19 protein-coding genes, 1 pseudogene and 1 riboswitch are annotated in these 18074 nt (G+C 69.9%); of the genes and pseudogenes, 11 read left to right on the top strand and 9 right to left on the bottom strand.

Annotated features, from left to right (window positions below):
* Positions 1 to 259 precede the first annotated feature (259 nt).
* Genes I0C86_RS14805 through I0C86_RS14795 form a run of 3 tightly spaced genes read left to right on the top strand, consistent with a single transcriptional unit; the run spans position 260 to position 3240 of the window.
* Positions 260 to 1870, top strand: a complete 1611-nt coding sequence (locus I0C86_RS14805; RefSeq protein WP_323373638.1) for a ferredoxin reductase family protein — start codon at positions 260 to 262, stop codon at positions 1868 to 1870.
* Between the two features lie 34 nt (positions 1871 to 1904).
* Positions 1905 to 2405 carry an FMN-binding protein gene (locus I0C86_RS14800; protein ID WP_196201792.1) on the top strand — a complete coding sequence of 167 codons (501 nt, stop codon included), beginning with the start codon at positions 1905 to 1907 and terminating at the stop codon, positions 2403 to 2405.
* Between the two features lie 40 nt (positions 2406 to 2445).
* Positions 2446 to 3240 carry an FAD:protein FMN transferase gene (locus tag I0C86_RS14795; protein WP_196201795.1) on the top strand — a complete coding sequence of 265 codons (795 nt, stop codon included), beginning with the start codon at positions 2446 to 2448 and terminating at the stop codon, positions 3238 to 3240.
* Positions 3241 to 3245: 5 nt separating this feature from the next.
* Here I0C86_RS14795 and I0C86_RS14790 read toward each other — a convergent pair whose 3' ends face one another.
* The 5 genes and pseudogenes from I0C86_RS14790 to I0C86_RS14770 all read right to left on the bottom strand — a co-directional run bounded on the left by I0C86_RS14790 (position 3246) and on the right by I0C86_RS14770 (position 7935).
* Positions 3246 to 3941, bottom strand: a complete 696-nt coding sequence (locus I0C86_RS14790; protein WP_196201791.1) for a TIGR04222 domain-containing membrane protein — start codon at positions 3939 to 3941, stop codon at positions 3246 to 3248.
* A 67-nt stretch (positions 3942 to 4008) separates the two neighbouring features.
* On the bottom strand, positions 4009 to 4704 hold the full coding sequence (locus I0C86_RS14785; protein ID WP_196201790.1) for a dienelactone hydrolase family protein: 696 nt from the start codon (positions 4702 to 4704) through the stop codon (positions 4009 to 4011).
* 196 nt (positions 4705 to 4900) lie between these two features.
* A complete protein-coding gene (locus tag I0C86_RS14780) occupies positions 4901 to 7393 on the bottom strand; it encodes a hypothetical protein (RefSeq protein WP_196201789.1) in 2493 nt (830 codons plus the stop codon).
* Positions 7357 to 7626 carry a hypothetical protein gene (locus I0C86_RS14775; protein ID WP_196201788.1) on the bottom strand — a complete coding sequence of 90 codons (270 nt, stop codon included), beginning with the start codon at positions 7624 to 7626 and terminating at the stop codon, positions 7357 to 7359. The genes I0C86_RS14780 and I0C86_RS14775 overlap by 37 nt, the downstream gene beginning before the upstream one ends.
* Positions 7623 to 7935 (bottom strand): annotated as a pseudogene (locus tag I0C86_RS14770) (DivIVA domain-containing protein). The gene I0C86_RS14775 and the pseudogene I0C86_RS14770 overlap by 4 nt, the downstream one beginning before the upstream one ends.
* Before the next feature lie 334 nt (positions 7936 to 8269).
* Here I0C86_RS14770 and I0C86_RS14765 point away from each other — a divergent pair.
* The 8 genes from I0C86_RS14765 to I0C86_RS14730 all read left to right on the top strand — a co-directional run bounded on the left by I0C86_RS14765 (position 8270) and on the right by I0C86_RS14730 (position 12415).
* Positions 8270 to 8455 (top strand): DNA-binding protein, encoded by a 186-nt coding sequence (locus I0C86_RS14765; protein WP_196201787.1) that lies wholly within the window; start codon positions 8270 to 8272, stop codon positions 8453 to 8455.
* Between the two features lie 77 nt (positions 8456 to 8532).
* Complete coding sequence (locus I0C86_RS14760) at positions 8533 to 8760, top strand: winged helix-turn-helix domain-containing protein (protein ID WP_196201786.1); 228 nt, start codon at positions 8533 to 8535, stop codon at positions 8758 to 8760.
* Between the two features lie 185 nt (positions 8761 to 8945).
* The gene (locus I0C86_RS14755) at positions 8946 to 9209 is read left to right on the top strand and encodes a hypothetical protein (protein WP_196201785.1); all 264 of its coding nucleotides are present in this window, start codon (positions 8946 to 8948) and stop codon (positions 9207 to 9209) included.
* Positions 9210 to 9226: 17 nt separating this feature from the next.
* Complete coding sequence (locus tag I0C86_RS14750; RefSeq protein WP_196201784.1) at positions 9227 to 9487, top strand: hypothetical protein; 261 nt, start codon at positions 9227 to 9229, stop codon at positions 9485 to 9487.
* Positions 9484 to 10143 (top strand): hypothetical protein, encoded by a 660-nt coding sequence (locus I0C86_RS14745; protein ID WP_196201783.1) that lies wholly within the window; start codon positions 9484 to 9486, stop codon positions 10141 to 10143. The genes I0C86_RS14750 and I0C86_RS14745 overlap by 4 nt, the downstream gene beginning before the upstream one ends.
* The gene (locus tag I0C86_RS14740) at positions 10118 to 10543 is read left to right on the top strand and encodes a hypothetical protein (RefSeq protein WP_196201782.1); all 426 of its coding nucleotides are present in this window, start codon (positions 10118 to 10120) and stop codon (positions 10541 to 10543) included. The genes I0C86_RS14745 and I0C86_RS14740 overlap by 26 nt, the downstream gene beginning before the upstream one ends.
* 163 nt (positions 10544 to 10706) lie before the next feature.
* Positions 10707 to 11003, top strand: coding sequence for a type II toxin-antitoxin system HicB family antitoxin (locus I0C86_RS14735; RefSeq protein ID WP_196201781.1), 297 nt, complete (start codon positions 10707 to 10709; stop codon positions 11001 to 11003).
* Between the two features lie 249 nt (positions 11004 to 11252).
* A riboswitch (cyclic di-AMP (ydaO/yuaA leader) is annotated at positions 11253 to 11383 on the top strand.
* 3 nt (positions 11384 to 11386) lie between these two features.
* Complete coding sequence (locus I0C86_RS14730) at positions 11387 to 12415, top strand: coiled-coil domain-containing protein (protein ID WP_196201780.1); 1029 nt, start codon at positions 11387 to 11389, stop codon at positions 12413 to 12415.
* Between the two features lie 20 nt (positions 12416 to 12435).
* Here I0C86_RS14730 and I0C86_RS14725 read toward each other — a convergent pair whose 3' ends face one another.
* The 4 genes from I0C86_RS14725 to I0C86_RS14710 all read right to left on the bottom strand — a co-directional run bounded on the left by I0C86_RS14725 (position 12436) and on the right by I0C86_RS14710 (position 18016).
* Positions 12436 to 14808, bottom strand: a complete 2373-nt coding sequence (locus I0C86_RS14725; RefSeq protein WP_196201779.1) for a glycoside hydrolase family 65 protein — start codon at positions 14806 to 14808, stop codon at positions 12436 to 12438.
* Between the two features lie 58 nt (positions 14809 to 14866).
* A complete protein-coding gene (locus I0C86_RS14720; RefSeq protein ID WP_196201778.1) occupies positions 14867 to 15634 on the bottom strand; it encodes a beta-phosphoglucomutase family hydrolase in 768 nt (255 codons plus the stop codon).
* A gap of 121 nt (positions 15635 to 15755) precedes the next feature.
* The gene (locus I0C86_RS14715; RefSeq protein ID WP_196201777.1) at positions 15756 to 17291 is read right to left on the bottom strand and encodes a multicopper oxidase family protein; all 1536 of its coding nucleotides are present in this window, start codon (positions 17289 to 17291) and stop codon (positions 15756 to 15758) included.
* 260 nt (positions 17292 to 17551) lie between these two features.
* Entirely contained in the window at positions 17552 to 18016 is a 465-nt protein-coding gene (locus I0C86_RS14710) for a DUF4442 domain-containing protein (protein WP_196201776.1), read from the bottom strand.
* Between the last annotated feature and the right edge of the window lie 58 nt (positions 18017 to 18074).

Raw genomic sequence — 18074 nt, 5'->3', positions numbered from 1 at the left:
CCGTTGACCTGGCGGCCCGCCCCCCGGCGGGCCGCCAGGTCAACGGGGGGCGTGGTGACCGACCGGGCGCAGGCCCGGCCGGCACCGCGCGGCCCCGAATTTCCCCGCCGTCGCGGACCCCGATTTTCCAGCCGTCGCGGTCTGGTTTCCCCAATCGCCACGCCCGGCTTCCTTAGCCCACTGCGAAGCGATTCTTAAGACTCAACTAAGCGGGGCACTCGGACTGGTTTCCCGCGCGGTAAACCTGTACACCTTGTCCGTGACTCGTCGTCGGGATGTCGATACGGCGGAGCCGCTCACCGAGTGGGTGACCGGTCTGCTGCCAAAGGTGTCGTCCGAAGATCCCTACGACCGGCCGGCGGGAGGACGGAGCCGCGACCCCGAGTTCGCGCCCTATCCGCCGCCCGAACCACCCCGCTCGGACGGCGGATGGTCGACGACGACGCGGAGCCGCGAGCCGCGTTCCTACGCCCAGGACGCCCCGGACCACCGTCCCGGGCCCGGCGGGGGTCTGGACGCCGCCCGCCACCGGGAAACCGCGGAGGTCGAGCCGTACGACCGCAGCGGCCGGCTCTTCTTCCACATCGTCTTCTGGTCGGCGCTGGCCACCAGCGTCGAGCTGTGGTGGTTGAACACCCCGTCCGGGTCGATCAACACCACCGCCGACATCCTGATCGCCGGTGGCCGGCTCACCGGCATGGTCGGCGGCTTCCTGCTGCTCGCCCAGGTGCTGCTGATGAGCCGGGTGCGCTGGCTGGAGCGCTGGATCGGGGCACACTCGCTGCTCATCTGGCACCGGGAACTGGGTGCCTTCCTGCTCCTCGCCATCCTGGCCCACGCCGGACTCATCGCGGTCGGCTACAGCAAGCTCACCAACGAGCCGGTGGTGGCCGGCACCTGGCGGCTGCTGAACACCTACGAGGACATGCTCAGCGCGGCGCTGGCCACCGGCATCCTGATCGGGATCGCCCTGCTCGCCATCCGGGCGATCCGCCGGATGATGAACTACGAGCTGTGGTACTACCTGCACCTGAGCACCTACCTCGTGCTGCTGTTCGGCTACGGCCACCAGTTCGCCACCGGGCAGGAGCTGTCCAAGCCCGGCTTCGGCCGGTACTTCTGGGCCGGGCTCTACTTCTTCGTCATCGCCTGCGTCCTCTGGGGACGGATCATCGCCCCGATCGCGTTCAACGTCCGGCACCGGCTGCGGGTGGAGGACGTCGTCCCGGAGGCACCCGACATGGTGTCGATCTACATCTCGGGGAACCGGCTCGACGAGCTCGACGCCCGGGCGGGGCAGTACTTCCGCTGGCGGTTCCTGACCAAGGGCGGCTGGTGGCAGGCGCACCCGTTCTCGCTCTCGGCGGCGCCGAACGAGCAGTGGCTGCGGTTGACCGTCAAGGTGGTCGGCGACCACACCGAGTCCCTCCAGTACCTGGAGCCCGGCACCCGGATCTTCGCCGAGGGACCCTCCGGGGTGTTCACCGCCGACCGGGCGATCCGGCCCCGGGCCCTGCTCATCGCCGGCGGCAGCGGCATCGCACCGATCCGGGCCCTGCTGGAGGACCTGCCCGAGCACACCGTGGTGATCTACCGATCCCGCAGCGAGGACGAGCTGCTGTTCCGCGACGAGTTGGACTGGCTGGCCCGGGCCCGCAACGCCCAGGTCTGGTACGTCATCGGATCCCGGGAGGACCCGGCGCCCCGACACCTGTTCACCGCCAAGGGCATGCGGGAACTCGTCCCGGACGTACGCCGGCGGGACATCTACCTCTGTGGACCACCCGGACTGGTGGACGTGTCGATGCGCACCATGCGCAAGCTCCGGGTGCCGCGCCGACAGATGCACCTCGACCCGTTCGAATTCTGATCCTTCCGCTCCACCCCCAACGGAGGTAGACCCCGTGCGTCGCGCCGCGTTCGCCGTCCTCGGCACCGCCATCGGCACCGCCCTGCTGATCGGCGCCAAGCTCGGCACCCCGACCCCAGGTTCCGGCACCCAGGTCGCGCTGGAGGAGCCCGCCGACGCCGCCACCCCCACGGCGGGCGCGAAGGCCCCGACCGGAAAGAAGACCACCGCGCCGCCGAAGAAGGACGTCGCGGCCAAGCCTCCGGCGAGCGGGCTGCGCGACGGCACCTTCGCCGGAGCCGGCGCCAAGTACGACTACGGCACCATCAAGGTCACCATCACCGTCAAGGGCGGCAAGGTGTCCGACGTGGACGCCACCTACCCGGACGAGGACCCGACCAGTGCCGGGGTCAACGAGAACGCCATCCCGAAGCTGCGTCAGCAGGTGCTCGCCGCGCAGAGCGCCGCCAAGATAACCACGGTCTCCGGGGCGAGCCTGACCAGCGCCGCGTACAAGGCGTCGTTGCAGTCGGCGCTCGACAAGGCGAAGGCCTGAGCCGATGGGTGCCGCAGGGCTGCGCCGGGTCGAGCAGATCATGGGAACGCCGATCAGCGTGCAGCTCACCGACCCGCTGCCGGCACGCCGGCTGGAGGAGTTGGCCGAGGAGGTCTTCGACTGGCTCCGCGAGGTGGACCAGCGGTTCAGCACCTACAAGGAGGACAGCGAGGTCAACCGGTTCGACCGGGGTGAACTCGCCCTGGCGGACTGCTCAGCCGACCTGCGGCTGGTCGTCGAGGCCTGTGCCGACCTGTGGCGGGACACCGACGGCTACTTCGACGCGTACGCGACCGGGCGGTTCGACCCGTCCGGTTTCGTGAAGGGCTGGTCGGTGCAGGTGGCCTCGGACCGGCTGCTCGCCGCCGGCTGCCGCTCGCACTGGATCAACGCCGGTGGGGACATCCGGGCCCACGGCGGTCCCCGCCCCGGCGAGCCGTGGCGGATCGGGGTCCGGCACCCGTGGCAGCCGGACAAGGTCTGCTGGGTGCTGGGCAGCACCGACTTCGCGATCGCGACCTCGGGCACCTACGAGCGGGGATTCCACGTCATCGACCCGTACCGGGGCGAGCCGGCCACCGGGCTGACCTCGGTGACCGTGGTCGGAAAGGATCTCGGCCGGGCGGACGCGTACGCCACCGCCGGGGTGGCGATGGGGCAGGCCGGGCTGCGGTGGCTGGCCGACCTGCCGGGCTACGAGGTCGGCATCGTCACCTCCGACGAGCTGAGTTTCCGCTCGGACGGCTTTCCGGTGCTGCCGGCCGAACCGGCGGGACCCCGGCCGTTGCCGGGCCGGTCCGACCTCGTGGACCAGCCGGCACCCAGGATCGGCTGACGCGGTCAGAATCCGCCCGTGGCCGCGCCCGCCGGCACCGAGGAGCCGTCCAGCGGCGAGTCGCCGAGGAAGCGCGACCAGCGGCCGCCACCGAGCAGACCGCCCTCCCTGGCGAGCTGCGGCACCGTCGTCAACATCCCCTCCGCGCCGTACAACGCCGCCGCCAGTCCCGGATCGAGCTTCGGTTCGCCGCCCACGGGAAACGGATGCCGGCGCCGGGCGGCACGGAGCAGCCGGGCACCGCTCACGGTCCGCCGGGGCAGGAACCAACTGGCGATTCCGCCGAACGCCAGCACCATGACCAGGCCGGTGCCGATGCCGACCAGGTCACCGGCGACCAGCCGGCCGACCAGGGTCGGCGGTACGAGCACCAGCATCGCCGGAAGCAGGACCCGGTGCCAGGACGGGCGGAGCAGGCCGAGCCCGATCAGATCCTCGCGCTGCTCGGCCAGGGCCCGCCGGACACGCTGCTGGTTGGCGACCTCGCGGGGCGCCATCGAGCCGTAGAGAGCACCGAACAGGGCCCGTTCCAGCGGCTCCACACCGGCCGGTAGGGCACCGGTCCGGCGGAGCCCACCGGGACGGTCGGCGACCACCAGACCCCGGACGTGCAGCTTGACCAGGGCGGCCCGGACAGCGGCCCACGGGCCACCGCTCAGGTAACCGAGGTCCGTGGTGCTGGCGTCCGATGGGTCCGTCATACCTTCCAGTATGGAACCCGCCCGCATCCCTTTGTCGGCCACCTCGGGCGGTGGGCCGGATTGTCGGCTACCTCGCGTGGTAGGCCGGTCTGTCGGCCACCTCGGGCGGTGGGCCGGGCAGGTGGGCGACGAACCACTCCGCCGCCTCCCGGGCCACCTGCTCCAGGGTGCCGGGCTCTTCGAACAGGTGGGTGGCGCCGGGTACGACCCGCAGCCGCGCCGTGCCGGTCAACTCGGCTAGCGCCTCGTCGTTGAGCCGGAGTACCTCGTCGTCGCGCCCGCCGACCAGCAGCAGCGTGCTGGCCCGTACCCCGGGCAGGTCCGGACCGGCCAGGTCCGGGCGCCCGCCCCGGGAGACGACCGCGTACACCTGGTCCGGCCGGGACGCGGCGGCGGCCAGCGCGGCGGCGGCGCCGGTGCTGGCGCCGAACAGTCCGATCGGCAGTGGCCCGGCCGGGGCGCCGCTGCCCAGCCAGTCGACGATGCCGACGAGCCGACCGGTGAGCAGACCGATGTCGAACCTCAGCTCGCCGGTCTGGTCGTCAACCGCCTCCTCCTCCCGGGTCAGCAGGTCCACCAGCAGGGTGGCCAGGCCCGCCCGGTTCAGCGCGTCGGCGACCAGCCGGTTGCGAGGGCTGTGCCGGGAACTTCCGCTGCCGTGTGCGAACAGCACGATCCCGCGCGCGCCGGCCGGTACGACCAGGTCACCGGTCAGTTCGACGCCTCCGGTCGGAACCGTCGTCTCGGTCGTCCGGCTGTCCATCCGGTTGCCTCCCCTACCTGTCACTGCCGCGCTTGATCCGCGCAGCGGGGTGCCGGACCGCCCACCCGGCTACGAAGGCGAATAGCGTGGATCTTGACGAGTTGTTGTCGCGAACGACGACAACTTGTCAAGATCTGCCCAGTCAAAGGGCTTGATCCGTGGTCTGCGTTCTTGGCCCTACCCGGCGCTGGCGGCCCTAACCCCGACGCCGTCCGATGGCTGGTCGGCGGACGGGCAGCGGGACGGGTTTGCTGGTGTGTGGCCGGGGAAGGCCACTCGGACACCCGACCAGCCACCGGATGGCCGTCGCGCCGACCGGCAAACGAACGTGGGGGATGTTATGGGCCGCCAGAAATCCGGCAAGTCGAAGTCTGCCCCGCCCAGCACCGCCGAGGCCGGGAAGCAGCAGACCCCTGATCTGAGCAAGTGGACGGACGAGGCGGCCAAGGCGAGGACACTCGACGACCCACGCCTGATACCGCCGCGCGATCCGACCGGACTGCCCTCCAGCGGCGAGCGGTACACCGACGACGACACGCACGACCGGTAGGTCGTCGACGAGGTGGGTGCTGGTCAGCGAGGGTGGTCCGTCACGGGCAGCCCGAGCGCGCTGACCGCCGCCGCCAGGGTGGCCGCCTTGGCCAGGACGTGGGTGTTGCCGTACTCGTGCACGTGGACGGTGCAGCCGGCGCGGTCGAAGCGTACGGTGACCGGCTTGCCGGGGTGGTGATGCCCGAGCCGCGCGAGAAGCCGACCCGGGTCGTCGACCGGGCGTCGCCGTAGGGTCTGCGGTACCGGGATCGGCTGGTGCGGATCGTCGGGCACGGTCGCGGCAAGGGCCACCTCGAGGTACGTCAGACACGCCGCGACCGCCGCCGGCAGGCTCCGGTGCAGCGGCCGGTCGGTGAACAGGGCTGCTGGGTTCTGCGGCGATGATCTCCACATCCCACCTCTCGTCGTGCACCCGCAGCGGGTTCCCGGCGTTGCGTCGGTGGTCCTGCACGGTGACCGCGATGGCCAGGTGCAGGCCAAGGGCTATTCCGATCAGTTCGGTCAGCGGTGGCGCGTCAGCGGGCCGGGCGGCCAGCAGCAGCCGGCCGCCGGGGCGGCCACGGGTGGCGAGCGCGATCTGTTCGGCGAGCGGGTCGTCGCCGGGATGGTGCAGGGTGACGATGCCGTCGCGGAGGTCCTGGCCGAGTTGGTGACCGCCGTCGAGTTCGGTGAGGTCGTCCGGGTGCTGGTCGAGCCGCCGGGCCAACCGGGCGAGCCGATACCGTCCGGGCAGTTGGACGACGGGTTTGCCACCTGACTGGGTGGCGACGAGTGGTGCGTCCACCCACGCGTTTCCGGGCTGCCGATGGGACCAGTTCTCGTGGATTGCCCGACCGGCGAGGTCGGTCACGGTGACGACCGCGCCGTGATACACCCGCCGGCTGTCGCCACAGGTGTGGCAGGACAGGTGCTGGGCGCTCGCGCCGGCCCCGGCACAGCGGTCGCACGACGGGTCGGCCGGCCTACCACCGAGGGTGCAGTAGCAGGCGCGAAGCCTGCTGTCCGGATCGCAGTCGGGACAGTCGTGGTACGGAATCGGCTCACCACGCCAGTCCGGCGGGGGTGGTTCCCAGCCGCGTACCAGGGTGGTGGTGACCCGGCGGGAGATCTGACCGGTCGATTCCTCGCTCAGAGTCTCGACGAGGCGGCCGGGGCGCAGCGAGGTGTGCCACCAGCGGCCGTTTCGCCAGATCGCCTGTGCGCCGGGCCGACCGTCGCAGTCGCGGACAACCCGCCGCTCGACCTGATCGAGGGCGACGGGGCCGGTGAGGTCGGTGAGGTCGGATGGCTTGGCGCCGGCCCGGAGATAGTGCGCGTGGGCGCCGAGGCCGTGCGGTTCGAACCCGTCGAAGGCGTCGGCGACCGAGGTTGCGGCAACGGCTGCCGGCAGGTCGTCGCCGCGTACCCGCGAGCTTGCCGGTACGGCGGCTCCGGGCGCCTCGTAGCGGATGTCCCAGTCCAGCTGACCGTATCCGGAATCCCGGGCCTCGATGACCAGGTCGAGAAAGAGCTGGTCGGCGAGCCGGCAGAGCCCGGCGAGCCAGGCGTCGAGGTCGGGTGGCGGCGCGGCGACGCTACGGCCGTGGAAGACGCGCCACGGATTGTGGGAGCACGTGGTGAGGGCGGCGGCGACCAGAGCGTCCCGGCGCTCGGCGGGCAGGTCGGGGCGCCACTCCCGGGGTAGCAGAACGTACTCGTCACCGAGTGGACGCCACCCGGTGGAGATGTCGGACAGTGCGGTTACGGTGGCACCGACGGTGGCGGCGAGTTCGGAGACGACCGGGGTGAGCGCGAGTTCCCAGCGCGTGTCCGGCCGCTGCCGTGGTGCGAATGCGCCGGCCGTGACGCTGGCCGACGCGACCGCGCCGGTGTCGGCGTTGACCACGGTGAGCACGAGTTGCGCCCGGACCTCCCCCCGCTGGCCGCAGCGGTGGCAGGGCAGGGCAACCGTGCCATCGCCCCGGCACAGCGGACAGTCCCGGTACGGCTCGCCGCTCGGCTGCCGTCGCTCGTCGACGAGGAACCTGTCGCCGCCCCAGGTGCACCGGCAGGCGTCGAGGCTGAAGGTCAGCCCGACGCAGTCGGGGCAGACCAGCGCCGTCATATCGACCGCCGCCGTACCCGTCGTCGGGTGCACGGAACGTCGTGGTCGATCCGCAGGCCACAGCGCCGGCCGTCGGGCAGCCGCCGGGGGCAGAAGACCCGATGGCGTACGTCGGGGTTGTGCTCCTCCGACACGGTGGTTTCCTGGGCGTCGACGCAGAGGAACGTCAGCGCCCGAGCGGCGGTCCGGGCCAGGACGCGCGCTCGGACCAGGTCGGTCGTGACGATCGGCAGGTGGATGACGTACCGCGACACCTCGATCGTCATCGCCGCGCCATCTCCCGCATGCTCGCCTGGCTGGACTGCCATCGACGCAACGCGTCCTTGATGCGGGCCGTCTCCTCCCGGCTTCGGGCCAGCTCGGCGTAGACGCCGCCGAGGTCGTCGGCGACCCGGTCGAGGAACGCGGCCACCTCGTCGGGGTCCAGCCCACGCCAGTGTGACCGCGAACTGCCGGCCCCGCACCTGAGCGGGCCGGGTCGGCCGGTACGACGCGGAGCGGTATTCGCCGACCACCGCGTACCAGCGTCGGTTTTCTCTCGTTCTGGTCAGGATGCGCCGGAGGAGTTGTCGCACGTCGGTACGTCCTTTCTCCTGAGATGTCCTGTCTCCTGCGATGTCCGGTGGAAGGGGTGGCCCGGCCGTTTCGGGTCCGGCCGGACCACCCCACCCCGCCACCGCAGCCTCAATCGGCAGTACGGCACCGGGGTAGCCGCAGTGACTGGTTACGGACGACTGGGAAGAGACAGCGAACAAAGATCCACTACTGCCATCCCAGTCCGCCGACCCGGCGTTTCACCGCACCTCAACTGGGCATACTCGCCGCCTCAGCAAGCCGTTGGCAGGTAGTCAACCCCGGGGTAGGCAACCTGTCAACCCCTTCGGTTGGATGGTCCGCCGAATGCAGGTCATGGCGCTCGCAGAAGTGGCCGAACACCTCGGGGTCAGCCGTCAGCGCGCCGCAGTCTTGGTCGACAGGCCCGACTTCCCGGCTCCCCTGGACACGCTGACCGTCGGCCGGATCTGGGCTGCGGCAGACGTCAGGAAGTACGCGGCGAGTCGTCGACAGCGCTTGGACAGTGGCCAGGACGAGTAGTGATTTGAGATCGAGGCGGCGGGCCTCGAGGACCACGATCAATATCGAGTAGGCCAACCGATCGCAAGGGGCGAACCGTGCCCATTCCGCCGACCATGAGCGAACTGATCGAGGATCTTGTTAAACGCATCCATCGGGGCGTCTTTCCACCCGGCACCCAGATCCCGTCCACCAGCGAGCTGGCCGACCACTACGACGTATCTATGTCGACTGTTTCCCGGGCAGTGGCCAGGTTGCGCAAGCGTGGTGTGCTGGTCGGCCGCCCTGGTCGAGGCGTGTTCGTAACTGAGAAGCAAGGGCAATAGCGATTCCTTGGACTGCACCACCCGGGGCGGTGATGCTCCATGATCGGTTGTCCCCGCGAGGCTGCGTCCACAAGTGACTTCCGATAGTGTTCCTCCGACTACGCAGAAGCGCGGGGACGGCAGTCTGCCTGCTTTGGGCAGTTCACCGTCTTCGGCCCTGCGCCCGGGGTTCAGGGGAGGACCACATGGCCAGCATCGAGGAAGTGAAGGCGGCGCTCGCCCCGGCCGCCGAGCAGGGCAACACTGCTACCAACCAGATCAGAGCGGCCATGAACGGCGTTGAACAGATGCTGAGCCGGCTCCGCGCCGTCGCTGCCGGCACCAGTCATCCCAAGATCGGCGAGGCGATCAATCGAGCTGAGCAGAGCAAGCAGCGCCTTGGTGAGGCCGCCACCCTTGCGCAAGGCGGCTCACAGGCCGCGCGCGACTACATCGGCATCCTCGGCTGATATCAGGCCGGGCCGCGATGGACATTGACGGCGTCAAGACGACGATCCGCGCGGGCAGCCGCGCCGCTAAGGCCGGCGCGAAAATCCTAGAACGGGCCGCTTCCGAGGCAGCAGAGGCTGACACCCTGGCCCGCGTCACCATTCACGACAGCGAGGATGAATATGCACAGAAAGCGCTTGAGGGGATGGCAGGACTGGCACGTGAGGTCGAAGTAACCCTTCGGCGGTTCACTGCTGCCGTCGAGCACGCGGACGCCTACGTCCGAGCCCTCGGATGAGCGGCGACATGGCTGCGGTTGTCGCTCAACTGCTCGCCGTACGCGACAACCTGGCTAACGCAGTCGTGACAGCCCTTCGCGCGAAGGCCGAGGCCGACGAGGCCCACCTTCGCTACGAAGAAGCCTCCAAAGGTACCAACCACCGCGAGATCCGTGCGGCGGTGGCTGAGGCGCGCACAGCCAGTGACAAGTCAGCGAAGATCGTCCGACTGCTGAACGACTCACAGAAGTACCTCGTCAAGTACATCAACCTCATCGCTCCGGGCTCCGCCGTTGAAGTTCCAGACATGATGCCGTCTGGCGAGCGCCTTGTAAAAGAGGCAGCCGATCAAGAGTCGCGTGCGGCAAGGTACCACACGAAAGCTACACAGGCGGCAGCAAATCACGAGGAAGGCGCGAAAAAGATCGAGGCGACCGCGAGAGAAGCGATCTCGATTGTCAAGGACCGGGTTCGTCCAGGAGATGCGCAGGCCAGCACGGGAACGCCAAGCCATCCGCCGCCGTCGCCTCCACAAGCAGCTAAGTCCGGGCACCCGATTGCGGATGCCGTATTGGCAGTTGCGGGTATCGCCTTAGCGGCCAGAGTGGCTGTTCAAAGCACAAGAAAGCGTCGCGAGAGGAAACGATCAGATGATGATCAGGCCACAGATAGTTGATTACATCCGCACATTCGTGCGGGATGACTACACGACAAACGACCAAATCGAAGCTCAGCTCAACGAAGATGGTTGGGACGGATTTGCCCCCTTCCTGAGTGCCATCTTCTTCTACGCAATCGATCTACACTTCGACGGAAAGCGTGACGACCGCGCGATCAGGCAGTTCGTCGCCGAGATGCGATCCGATAACGCAGATGTAGCTAACCAAATCGACGCCAGCCAGGCCGAGAACGCCATCTTCGCAGTCTTGGACTCTTCAGTGGATCTTGAGGTATCACCGGAGATGCTTGGAAGAGTGCAAACATTCGCCGTACATAAGGCCCTGGTCGAGGCAAACCTCTCCGACGCCGAACTGGATTCGCTGCTCAACCGAGCCAAGCATCTCGCCGAAAGCTAAGAGGACTCCATCAGTCCTATCTCAGACCCAAGTTTGGTCACCGGCAACCACACGGTCTACCGGTACGGCTCGCAACAGTTCACGGTGCCACGTCACAAGGAGATCAACGAACTGACCGCACGAAGCATCCTGCGCAGTCTTGGCCTGAAGTAGAGGGGACCAGATGTTCGAATATGCAGTCAAGTGCACCCGCACCGGCAACTGGTGGGCTATCAGCGTTCCCGACCTGCGTGGCGTCTTCTCGCAGGCGCGCAGACTTGACCAGGTTGAGGCCACCGCTCGTGACGCCATCGCCCTCTTCCTAGACGTGTCTCCCAAGAGTTTCGGCGTGGCGATCCAGCCCGAGGTGCCCGGAGAGGTCACAAGGGCCCGTCGGGCCTGCGCCAAGCTGGTCGAGGCTGAGCAGTCAGCCGAAAAGGCAACCGTTGAGGCAGCGAAAGCCCTCGTCGCAAAGGGCTAGACGGTGCGGGACGCTGGCAAGCTGCTTGGGATTTCGCCACAACGCGTCTCTCAGCTCACTGCCTCCAGCAGTGGGGGGCAACCGCACCGGCCTCTGTGCTGCCGCGTCCTGACGGTCGATTTCTCCAACACTCGGTCAGGACCCGATCCGCGCGCATTTTCCACGCCCGGCCGCCCACTTTCACCACATTGACCCGGTTGGTCCGGTAGGCTGACCCCGGTTTCGCCCGGTGGCGTCCCCTCCGTGCCGGTGCGACCGCCGCCGAATCACCTTCGGGTGAGCCGGGGACCCAGGTAGGTGGGGTGAGTCCGCGACCGCGGTAGGGGCTTGTTCCGTCCCGAACCCGTCAGCTAACCCGGTAGGCGGCCGACGGAGGGACATGCATGACGGGATCCAGACGTCGGCGGTTACCGCTGGTCCTGGCACTGCTCGCCACGGTCGGCGCGCTCGCTGGAGCGGCGGCCCGACCCGGCGCGGCGGCGGCCCTCAACCCCGCCACCCTCGGCGAGGAGGGCGACACGCCACTGCTCCGCGACGTGCTCGAATCCACCGGCCGAGGTTATCTGGCGGCCAGGAACGCGCTGGCGAACGCCAAGGCCAGGCAGGCGAGGCTGGCCGCCGAACTCGTCCGGGTCGAGCACCGGATCGCCGAACTGCGGCCGCAGGTCGAACTGGTCGCCCGCAACGCGTACCAGACCGGTCGGATCGGCCCGGTGCTGGTGCTGCTGCACGCCGGCTCGGCCGACGACTTCCTGGAGCGCGCCCGAGGGCTGGAGGCCGTGGCGCTGCGGGACAACGACACGCTGCGCCGACTGGGGCAGGCCCGGGACCGGGCCGCCCGGGCGAAGCTGGCACTTGACGCCGAGGTCGTCGAGGAACGCAAACAGCTCACCATCATGCTGCGGCAGAAGCAGGCGGCCGAACGGGCACTGACCCTGGTCGGCGGCGCCTCGACCGGCGGTTTCGTGGTGGCCAGTTCACCGGTCGCCCGGTCGGCGCCGCGCAACAGCGACGGCTCCTGGCCGCCGCAGGCGTGCAGCCTGCCCGACCCGACCACCCCGGGCTGCGTCAGCCCGCGCACGCTGCACGCGTTCGACGAGGCCCGCCGGGTCGGCTTCACCCGGTTCACCTCGTGCTACCGCTCAGGCGGGCCGTACGAGCACCCCAAGGGCCGGGCCTGCGACTTCTCCGCCGAGTCCAGCGGGTTCGGCGGGAACGCCAAGGGACCCGACCGGACCTACGGCAACAACCTCGCCGCCTTCTTCGTCCGCAACGCCGACCGGCTGGGCGTGCTCTACGTCATCTGGTACCGGCAGATCTGGATGCCGACGACCGGCTGGAGTTCGTACGGCGGTGCGCACGGGGACCCGTCCAGCGACCACACGAACCACGTACACCTGTCGCTGCTCTAGGAAGTCCGGCGCGGCCGGGCCTACGGCTCGCTCTCCGGAGCCCGCCGCACCGGTGCCCGACCCGCCGGCTGCGCCGGTTGTGGACCGGCCGGGTAGATCGGCGGCACCGGCCGGGTCACCGGATGGTCGCAGGTGACCCGCAGCAGCTCACCGTGGTGCAGCAACTCCATGACGTCGTCGGGATCACCGTCCCGCAGCACGTACGTCGCCTCCTCCGACCGCACGTCCACCCGCAGGTGCACGCCACGCCAGCGCAGCGAGAACTCCAGCCGGTCGATCCGGCTCGGCAGTCGGGGTGTGAAGGCCAGCGTCCCGGTGTGGTCCCGCAGCCCGCCGAACCCGGCCACCAGGGCGATCCAGGCGCCGGCCAGCGAGGCGACGTGTACGCCGTCCCGGGTGTTCTGGTTGAGGTCGTGCAGATCCATCAGGGCGGCCTCGCCCAGATAGTCGTGCGCCAACTCCAGGTGCCCGACCTCGGCGGCCAACACCGCCTGGGTGCACGCCGACAGCGACGAGTCGCGGACCGTACGGCGCTCGTAGTAGGCGAAGTTGGCCGCCTTCTCCTCGTCGGTGAACGCGTCCCCCCGCCAGTGCATCGCCAACACCAGGTCGGCCTGCTTGATCACCTGTTTCCGGTACAGGTCGAAGTACGGGTAGTTGAGCAGCAGCGGGTACTGCTCCGGGGGCGTGGCGGCGAAGTCCCACTCCTGGAACCGGGTGAAGCCCTCCACCTGTGGATGCACCCCGAGGTCCGGGTCGTACGGGATGTGCATGTCGTTCGCGGCGTCCCGCCAGGCGGCGGTCTCCTCGTCGTCGACGCCCAACCGGTACGCCTGCTCGCCGTGCCGGCTGACGGCCTCGGCGGCGGCCAGCAGGTTCCGCTGGGCCATCAGGTTGGTGTAGACGTTGTCGTTCTTCACCGCCGTGTACTCGTCCGGGCCGGTCACCCCGTCCAGGTGGAACTTGCCGTGCCGGTCGTGGTGGCCGAGCGAGCGCCACAGGCGGGCGGTTTCCACAAGCAGTTCGAGCCCTGCCTCGCGCTCGAACTGCTCGTCCCCGGTCGCCTGCACGTACCGGCGTACCGCGTCGGCGATGTCGGCCGCGATGTGGAAACCGGCCGTGCCGGCCGGCCAGTACGCGGAGGTCTCCTGGCCCCGGATCGTCCGCCACGGAAAGGCGGCGCCCTGTAGCCCGAGCGTCCTGGCCCGCTCCTGGGCCAGGTGCAGCGTGGAGTGCCGCCAGCGCAGCGCCGAGGCGACCGCCGACGGCAGGGTGTACGTCAGCACCGGCAGCACAAACGTCTCGGTGTCCCAGAACGCGTGGCCGTCGTACCCCGGCCCGGTCAGGCCCTTGGCCGCGATCGGACGCAACTCCGCCCGCGCGCCGGCCTGGAGCACGTGGAAGAGCCCGAACCGGACCGCCTGCTGCACCTCCGGGTCGCCCTCCACCTGCACGTCGGAGTCGTCCCAGAAGGTGTCGAGGTAGCCGCGCTGCTCGGTGCAGAGCCCCTCCCAGCCGGAGAACCGGGCGCCGGCCAGTGCCGCCGCGACCTGGTCTCGCAGCCCCGGCCGGGAGCGCCGGCTCGACCAGCCGTACGCGACGTACTTGACCACCCGCAGCCGCTCGCCCGGCTTGAGTACGCAGGTGACGGTGGTCCGGGCCCAGTCCTCGTACGCCTCGTTGCCCACCACCTTGCGCTCCGGCCCGTGCACCTCGTGGCTCATCGAGACCGCCAGCCGCAGCCCGCTCGCCTTGGTGCGGTGCACCAGCAGGGCCCCGTCGCTGTTCACCAGCCGTTCCTCGGCCTGCAACGGTGACTCCAGCACGGCCGCCACCCGGGGATCCCGGCTCTGTGTCGGCAACTGCTCGTTGGCGACCAGTTCCGACTGCACGATCAGCCGCATCGGGCCGTCGACCGGCTCCACCTGGTACTCGATCGCCGCGATCGAGCGCTGGGTGAACGACACCATCCGGGTGCTGCAGATCCGCACCGTACGCCCGGCCGGCGAGCGCCACTCGACCGAGCGTTGCAGGGTGCCGGCCCGCAGGTCGAGCACCCGCTCGTGGTGGAGCAGTTCGCCGTACCGGACGTCGAACGGCTCGTCGTCGACGAGGAGTCGGATCGGCTTGCCGTTGGTGACGTTGACCAGCGTCTGGCCGGACTCGGGGAAGCCGTACCCGGCCTCGGCGTACGGCAGCGGGCGCAGCTCGTAGAAGGAGTTCAGGTAGGTGCCGGGCAGGCCGTGCGGCTCGCCCTCGTCCAGGTTGCCGCGCAGCCCGATGTGTCCGTTGGAGAGCGCGAACACCGACTCCGACTGGGCCAGCACGTCCAGGTCGAGCCGGGTCTCCCGGACGTGCCACGGCTCGACCGGATAGGCCCGTTCCCTGATCATCGGTTCTCACCTTCAGTTCGTGACCGCGGGGCTCGCGGACCCGGCCCGCTCCGCGCACTCACGGTTGCTCCACCGGCTCGGCACCGGACCCGGTGAGCAGTTCAGACAGGTCCCGGACCACCACGTCGGCGCCGTGTCCGCGCAACGCGTCGGCCTGGCCGACCCGGTCCACCCCGACCACGAACCCGAACTTCCCGGCCCGACCCGCCGCGACGCCGGCCAGCGCGTCCTCGAACACCGCCGCCTGGTCGGGTCGTACCCCGAGTTGCTCGGCGGCGGCCAGGAAGGTGTCGGGATGGGGCTTGCCGCGCAGCGCCCGCTCCCGGGCCACCACGCCGTCCACCCGAACCTCGACCATCGGCTCGAACCCGGCCGCCGCGATCACGTCGGCGGCGTTGGCGCTGGCCGAGACGACCGCCCGGCGCAGTCCGGCCGCCTGCGCGGCGTGCAGGTAGTCCACCGATCCCTGGTACGCCTGCACGCCGTCCCGCTTGATCACCTGGAGCAGCAGGACGTTCTTCCGGTTGCCCACCCCGTGCACGGTGTCGGCGGTCGGCGGGTCGTCGGGCTCCCCCTCGGGCAGGACGATCTGCCGCGAGGCGAGGAACGTGCGTACCCCGTCGGCGCGGGGGCGGCCGTCCACGTACCGGTTGTAGTCGTCCCCCGGGTCGTACGCCCGGAACGGCTCACCGGTCCGGGCCGCGCGTCGCCGGAGGAGGTCGTCGAACGTCTCCGCCCAGGCCGCGTTGTGCACCCGGGCGGTCTGGGTCAGCACACCGTCCAGGTCGAACAGGCAGGCGGTCACCTGCGCGGGTAGCCCCAACACGCATACAACCTATCCGCACCAACCACTTCCCGCCTTCAGGGCCACGCCGGGCCGGTAAGGAAGGGCCCCTTCTTATCGCTTTCTGCATAAGAGGGGACCCTTCTTAACCGTGCTAACCGTGCTAACCGTGCTGCTCGTGCTGCTCGTGGCTGGGCGGGTGGCCTGGGGACTGGCCGGGGTTGACCACCACGAACTGGCCCATCATGCCCTGGTCCTCGTGGTAGAGCAGGTGGCAGTGGAACATGTACGGGATGTTCGGGTCGGCGTAGTCGGCGAACCGGGCGATGATCCGGATGGGGCGGCTGATCGTCACCAGCACGGTGTCCTTCCAGCCCCGCAGCTCGGGTGGCGGTTCCCGACCGTCCACCGAGAGCACCTGGAACTGCACGTCGTGGACGTGGAAGCTGTGCGGCGTACCGTCCTGTTTGCTGATCTCCCAGATCTCGGTGGTGTCCCGGGTGACCGCGAAGTCGATCCGCGCCGGGTCCATGGCGGCGCCGTTGATCTTGCGACCGGACAGGTCGAACCGGCGGTCCGCGGCCGCCGTCGCCGGGTCCAACCGGTCGATCGGGACGAGCCGGGCCGGCACCTCGGGCGCCGGTGCGAGACTTCCGGCGGCCCGCAGTTCCAGCACGTCGAACGAGTCGTCCCCACCACTGAACCTGCTGCTGAAGAAGTCGACGCCCTCGTCCGGCGGGTAGCTGCGCAGCACGACCCGCTCCGCCGGCCGCATCGTCACCACGATCTCGGCCCGCTCGCCCGGAGAGAGCCGGATCCGGCCGGTCTGGTGGGGGCTGGCGAGCAGCCCGCCGTCCGTACCGATCAGCGCGAAGGCGCGGCCGTCGGCGAACCCGAAGTCGTACGACCGGGCGTTGGAGCCGTTGAGCAGGCGCAGCCGGACCCGTTCCGTGGTGACGTCGAGGTACGGCCCGACGGTGCCGTTGACCAGCAGCGTGTCGCCGAGGATGCCGACCCCGCCGAGCAGGCTCCGGCCGTCGTCGAACTGCCCGTCGGATTCGAACCCGCGGTCCTGGACGATCACCGGGATGTCGTCGACGCCGTACCGCCGGGGTAGCGCCAGCGCCGCCGTCGGCTCGTCGTCCAGGATGAACATTCCGGCGAGTCCCCGGTAGACGTGCTGTTCGGTCTCGCCGTGCGGATGCGGGTGGTACCAGAGGGTGGCGGCCGGCTGGTTGACGGTCCAGTGCGGCGACCAGGTGGCGCCGGGCCGGACCATCTGGTGCGGACCGCCGTCCATCACCGCCGGCAGGTGCATGCCGTGCCAGTGCACGCTGGTCGCTCGGTCGAGCCCGTTGATTACGTTCACCAGCACCTCTTCGCCGCGCTTCGCCCGCAGCGTCGGGCCCAGGTACTCGCCGTTGTAGCCCCAGGTACGGGTCCGGCCACCCTGGTCGAAGTCGCGCTCGCCGGCCTGTGCGCGTAGGTCGAAGACCCGGCGCCCCTGGGCGTCGATCCTGGACTCCGCCAGTGGCGGTACGGCGAGCGGGCGGACGAAGTCGACCTTTCCGGTGGTGTCCACGACGGTGCCGGTCCACGCCCAGGTGCCCAGCCCGACACCTGCCCCGCACAGCAGCAGCACCACGGACAGCACTCCGACCAGCACTTTCGTCCAGCGCCGCGATCCCTCGCCGGCCATTCCGGTACCTCCCCGATAGCTCCGACAGCTACATGTAGGCTGCCTTCTTATCGGAGCGGCGTCCATGCCGGCCGACGGAACTCAGGGACGGTTCAGGGAAACCCGTACCCGACCCCGGGGTCGCCTGCCGGACAGGCGCCGGAACGACTCGGCACCCGTCCGGCAGGCACCCGTCCGGCAGGCACCCGTCCGGCAGGCACCCGTCCGGCAGGCACCCGTCCGGCAGGCGCCGGAACGACGGTGGCCGGACGGGTCCCCGGCTACCGTCGCTTCAGCGTCCAGCGCACCGTCATCTCGGTGGTCACCTCGCCGTCCTCGGTGCCGATCTCGACCGACACCGGGAACTCCGGCCGGCTGCCGGCCTCGAACTCGGCGAGCACCTCGCCGGCCGGGCGCCCCAACCGGGCGGTCGCCCGCACCGCACCCATCGCCAGTCGCCGGTAACGGATCTCGGCCTGCGCCGCCAGCGGCACCGCACGGTCGAAGAGCTGCCCGAACGTGCCGAGTACGACCGCCCCGGAGGCGGTCTCGCCGAGCGTGAACAGCGCACCGGCGTGCGGGCCACCGACATGGTTGTACGTCGGAGGCGAGTCGGGCAGCCGGACGACGGCGCGTACCCCGCCGGTCTCGTCCGGGGTCACCTCGACGAGTTCGAAGCCGAGGGTCCGGGCGAACGGTACCGAGCCGAGCAGGCCAGCGGCGATCTGCCGCACGTCGGGAGACATGGCCGTACGCTACTCGCTGGTAACTTTCTCCGGCAAGGCGGTCGAGCCTCAGCCCACC

This window comes from Plantactinospora alkalitolerans (assembly GCF_015690345.1).
Lineage (GTDB): Bacteria > Actinomycetota > Actinomycetes > Mycobacteriales > Micromonosporaceae > Plantactinospora > Plantactinospora alkalitolerans.
Note: the sequence above shows the minus strand (reverse complement) of the source record. Positions and strands in the feature narration are given on the sequence as shown.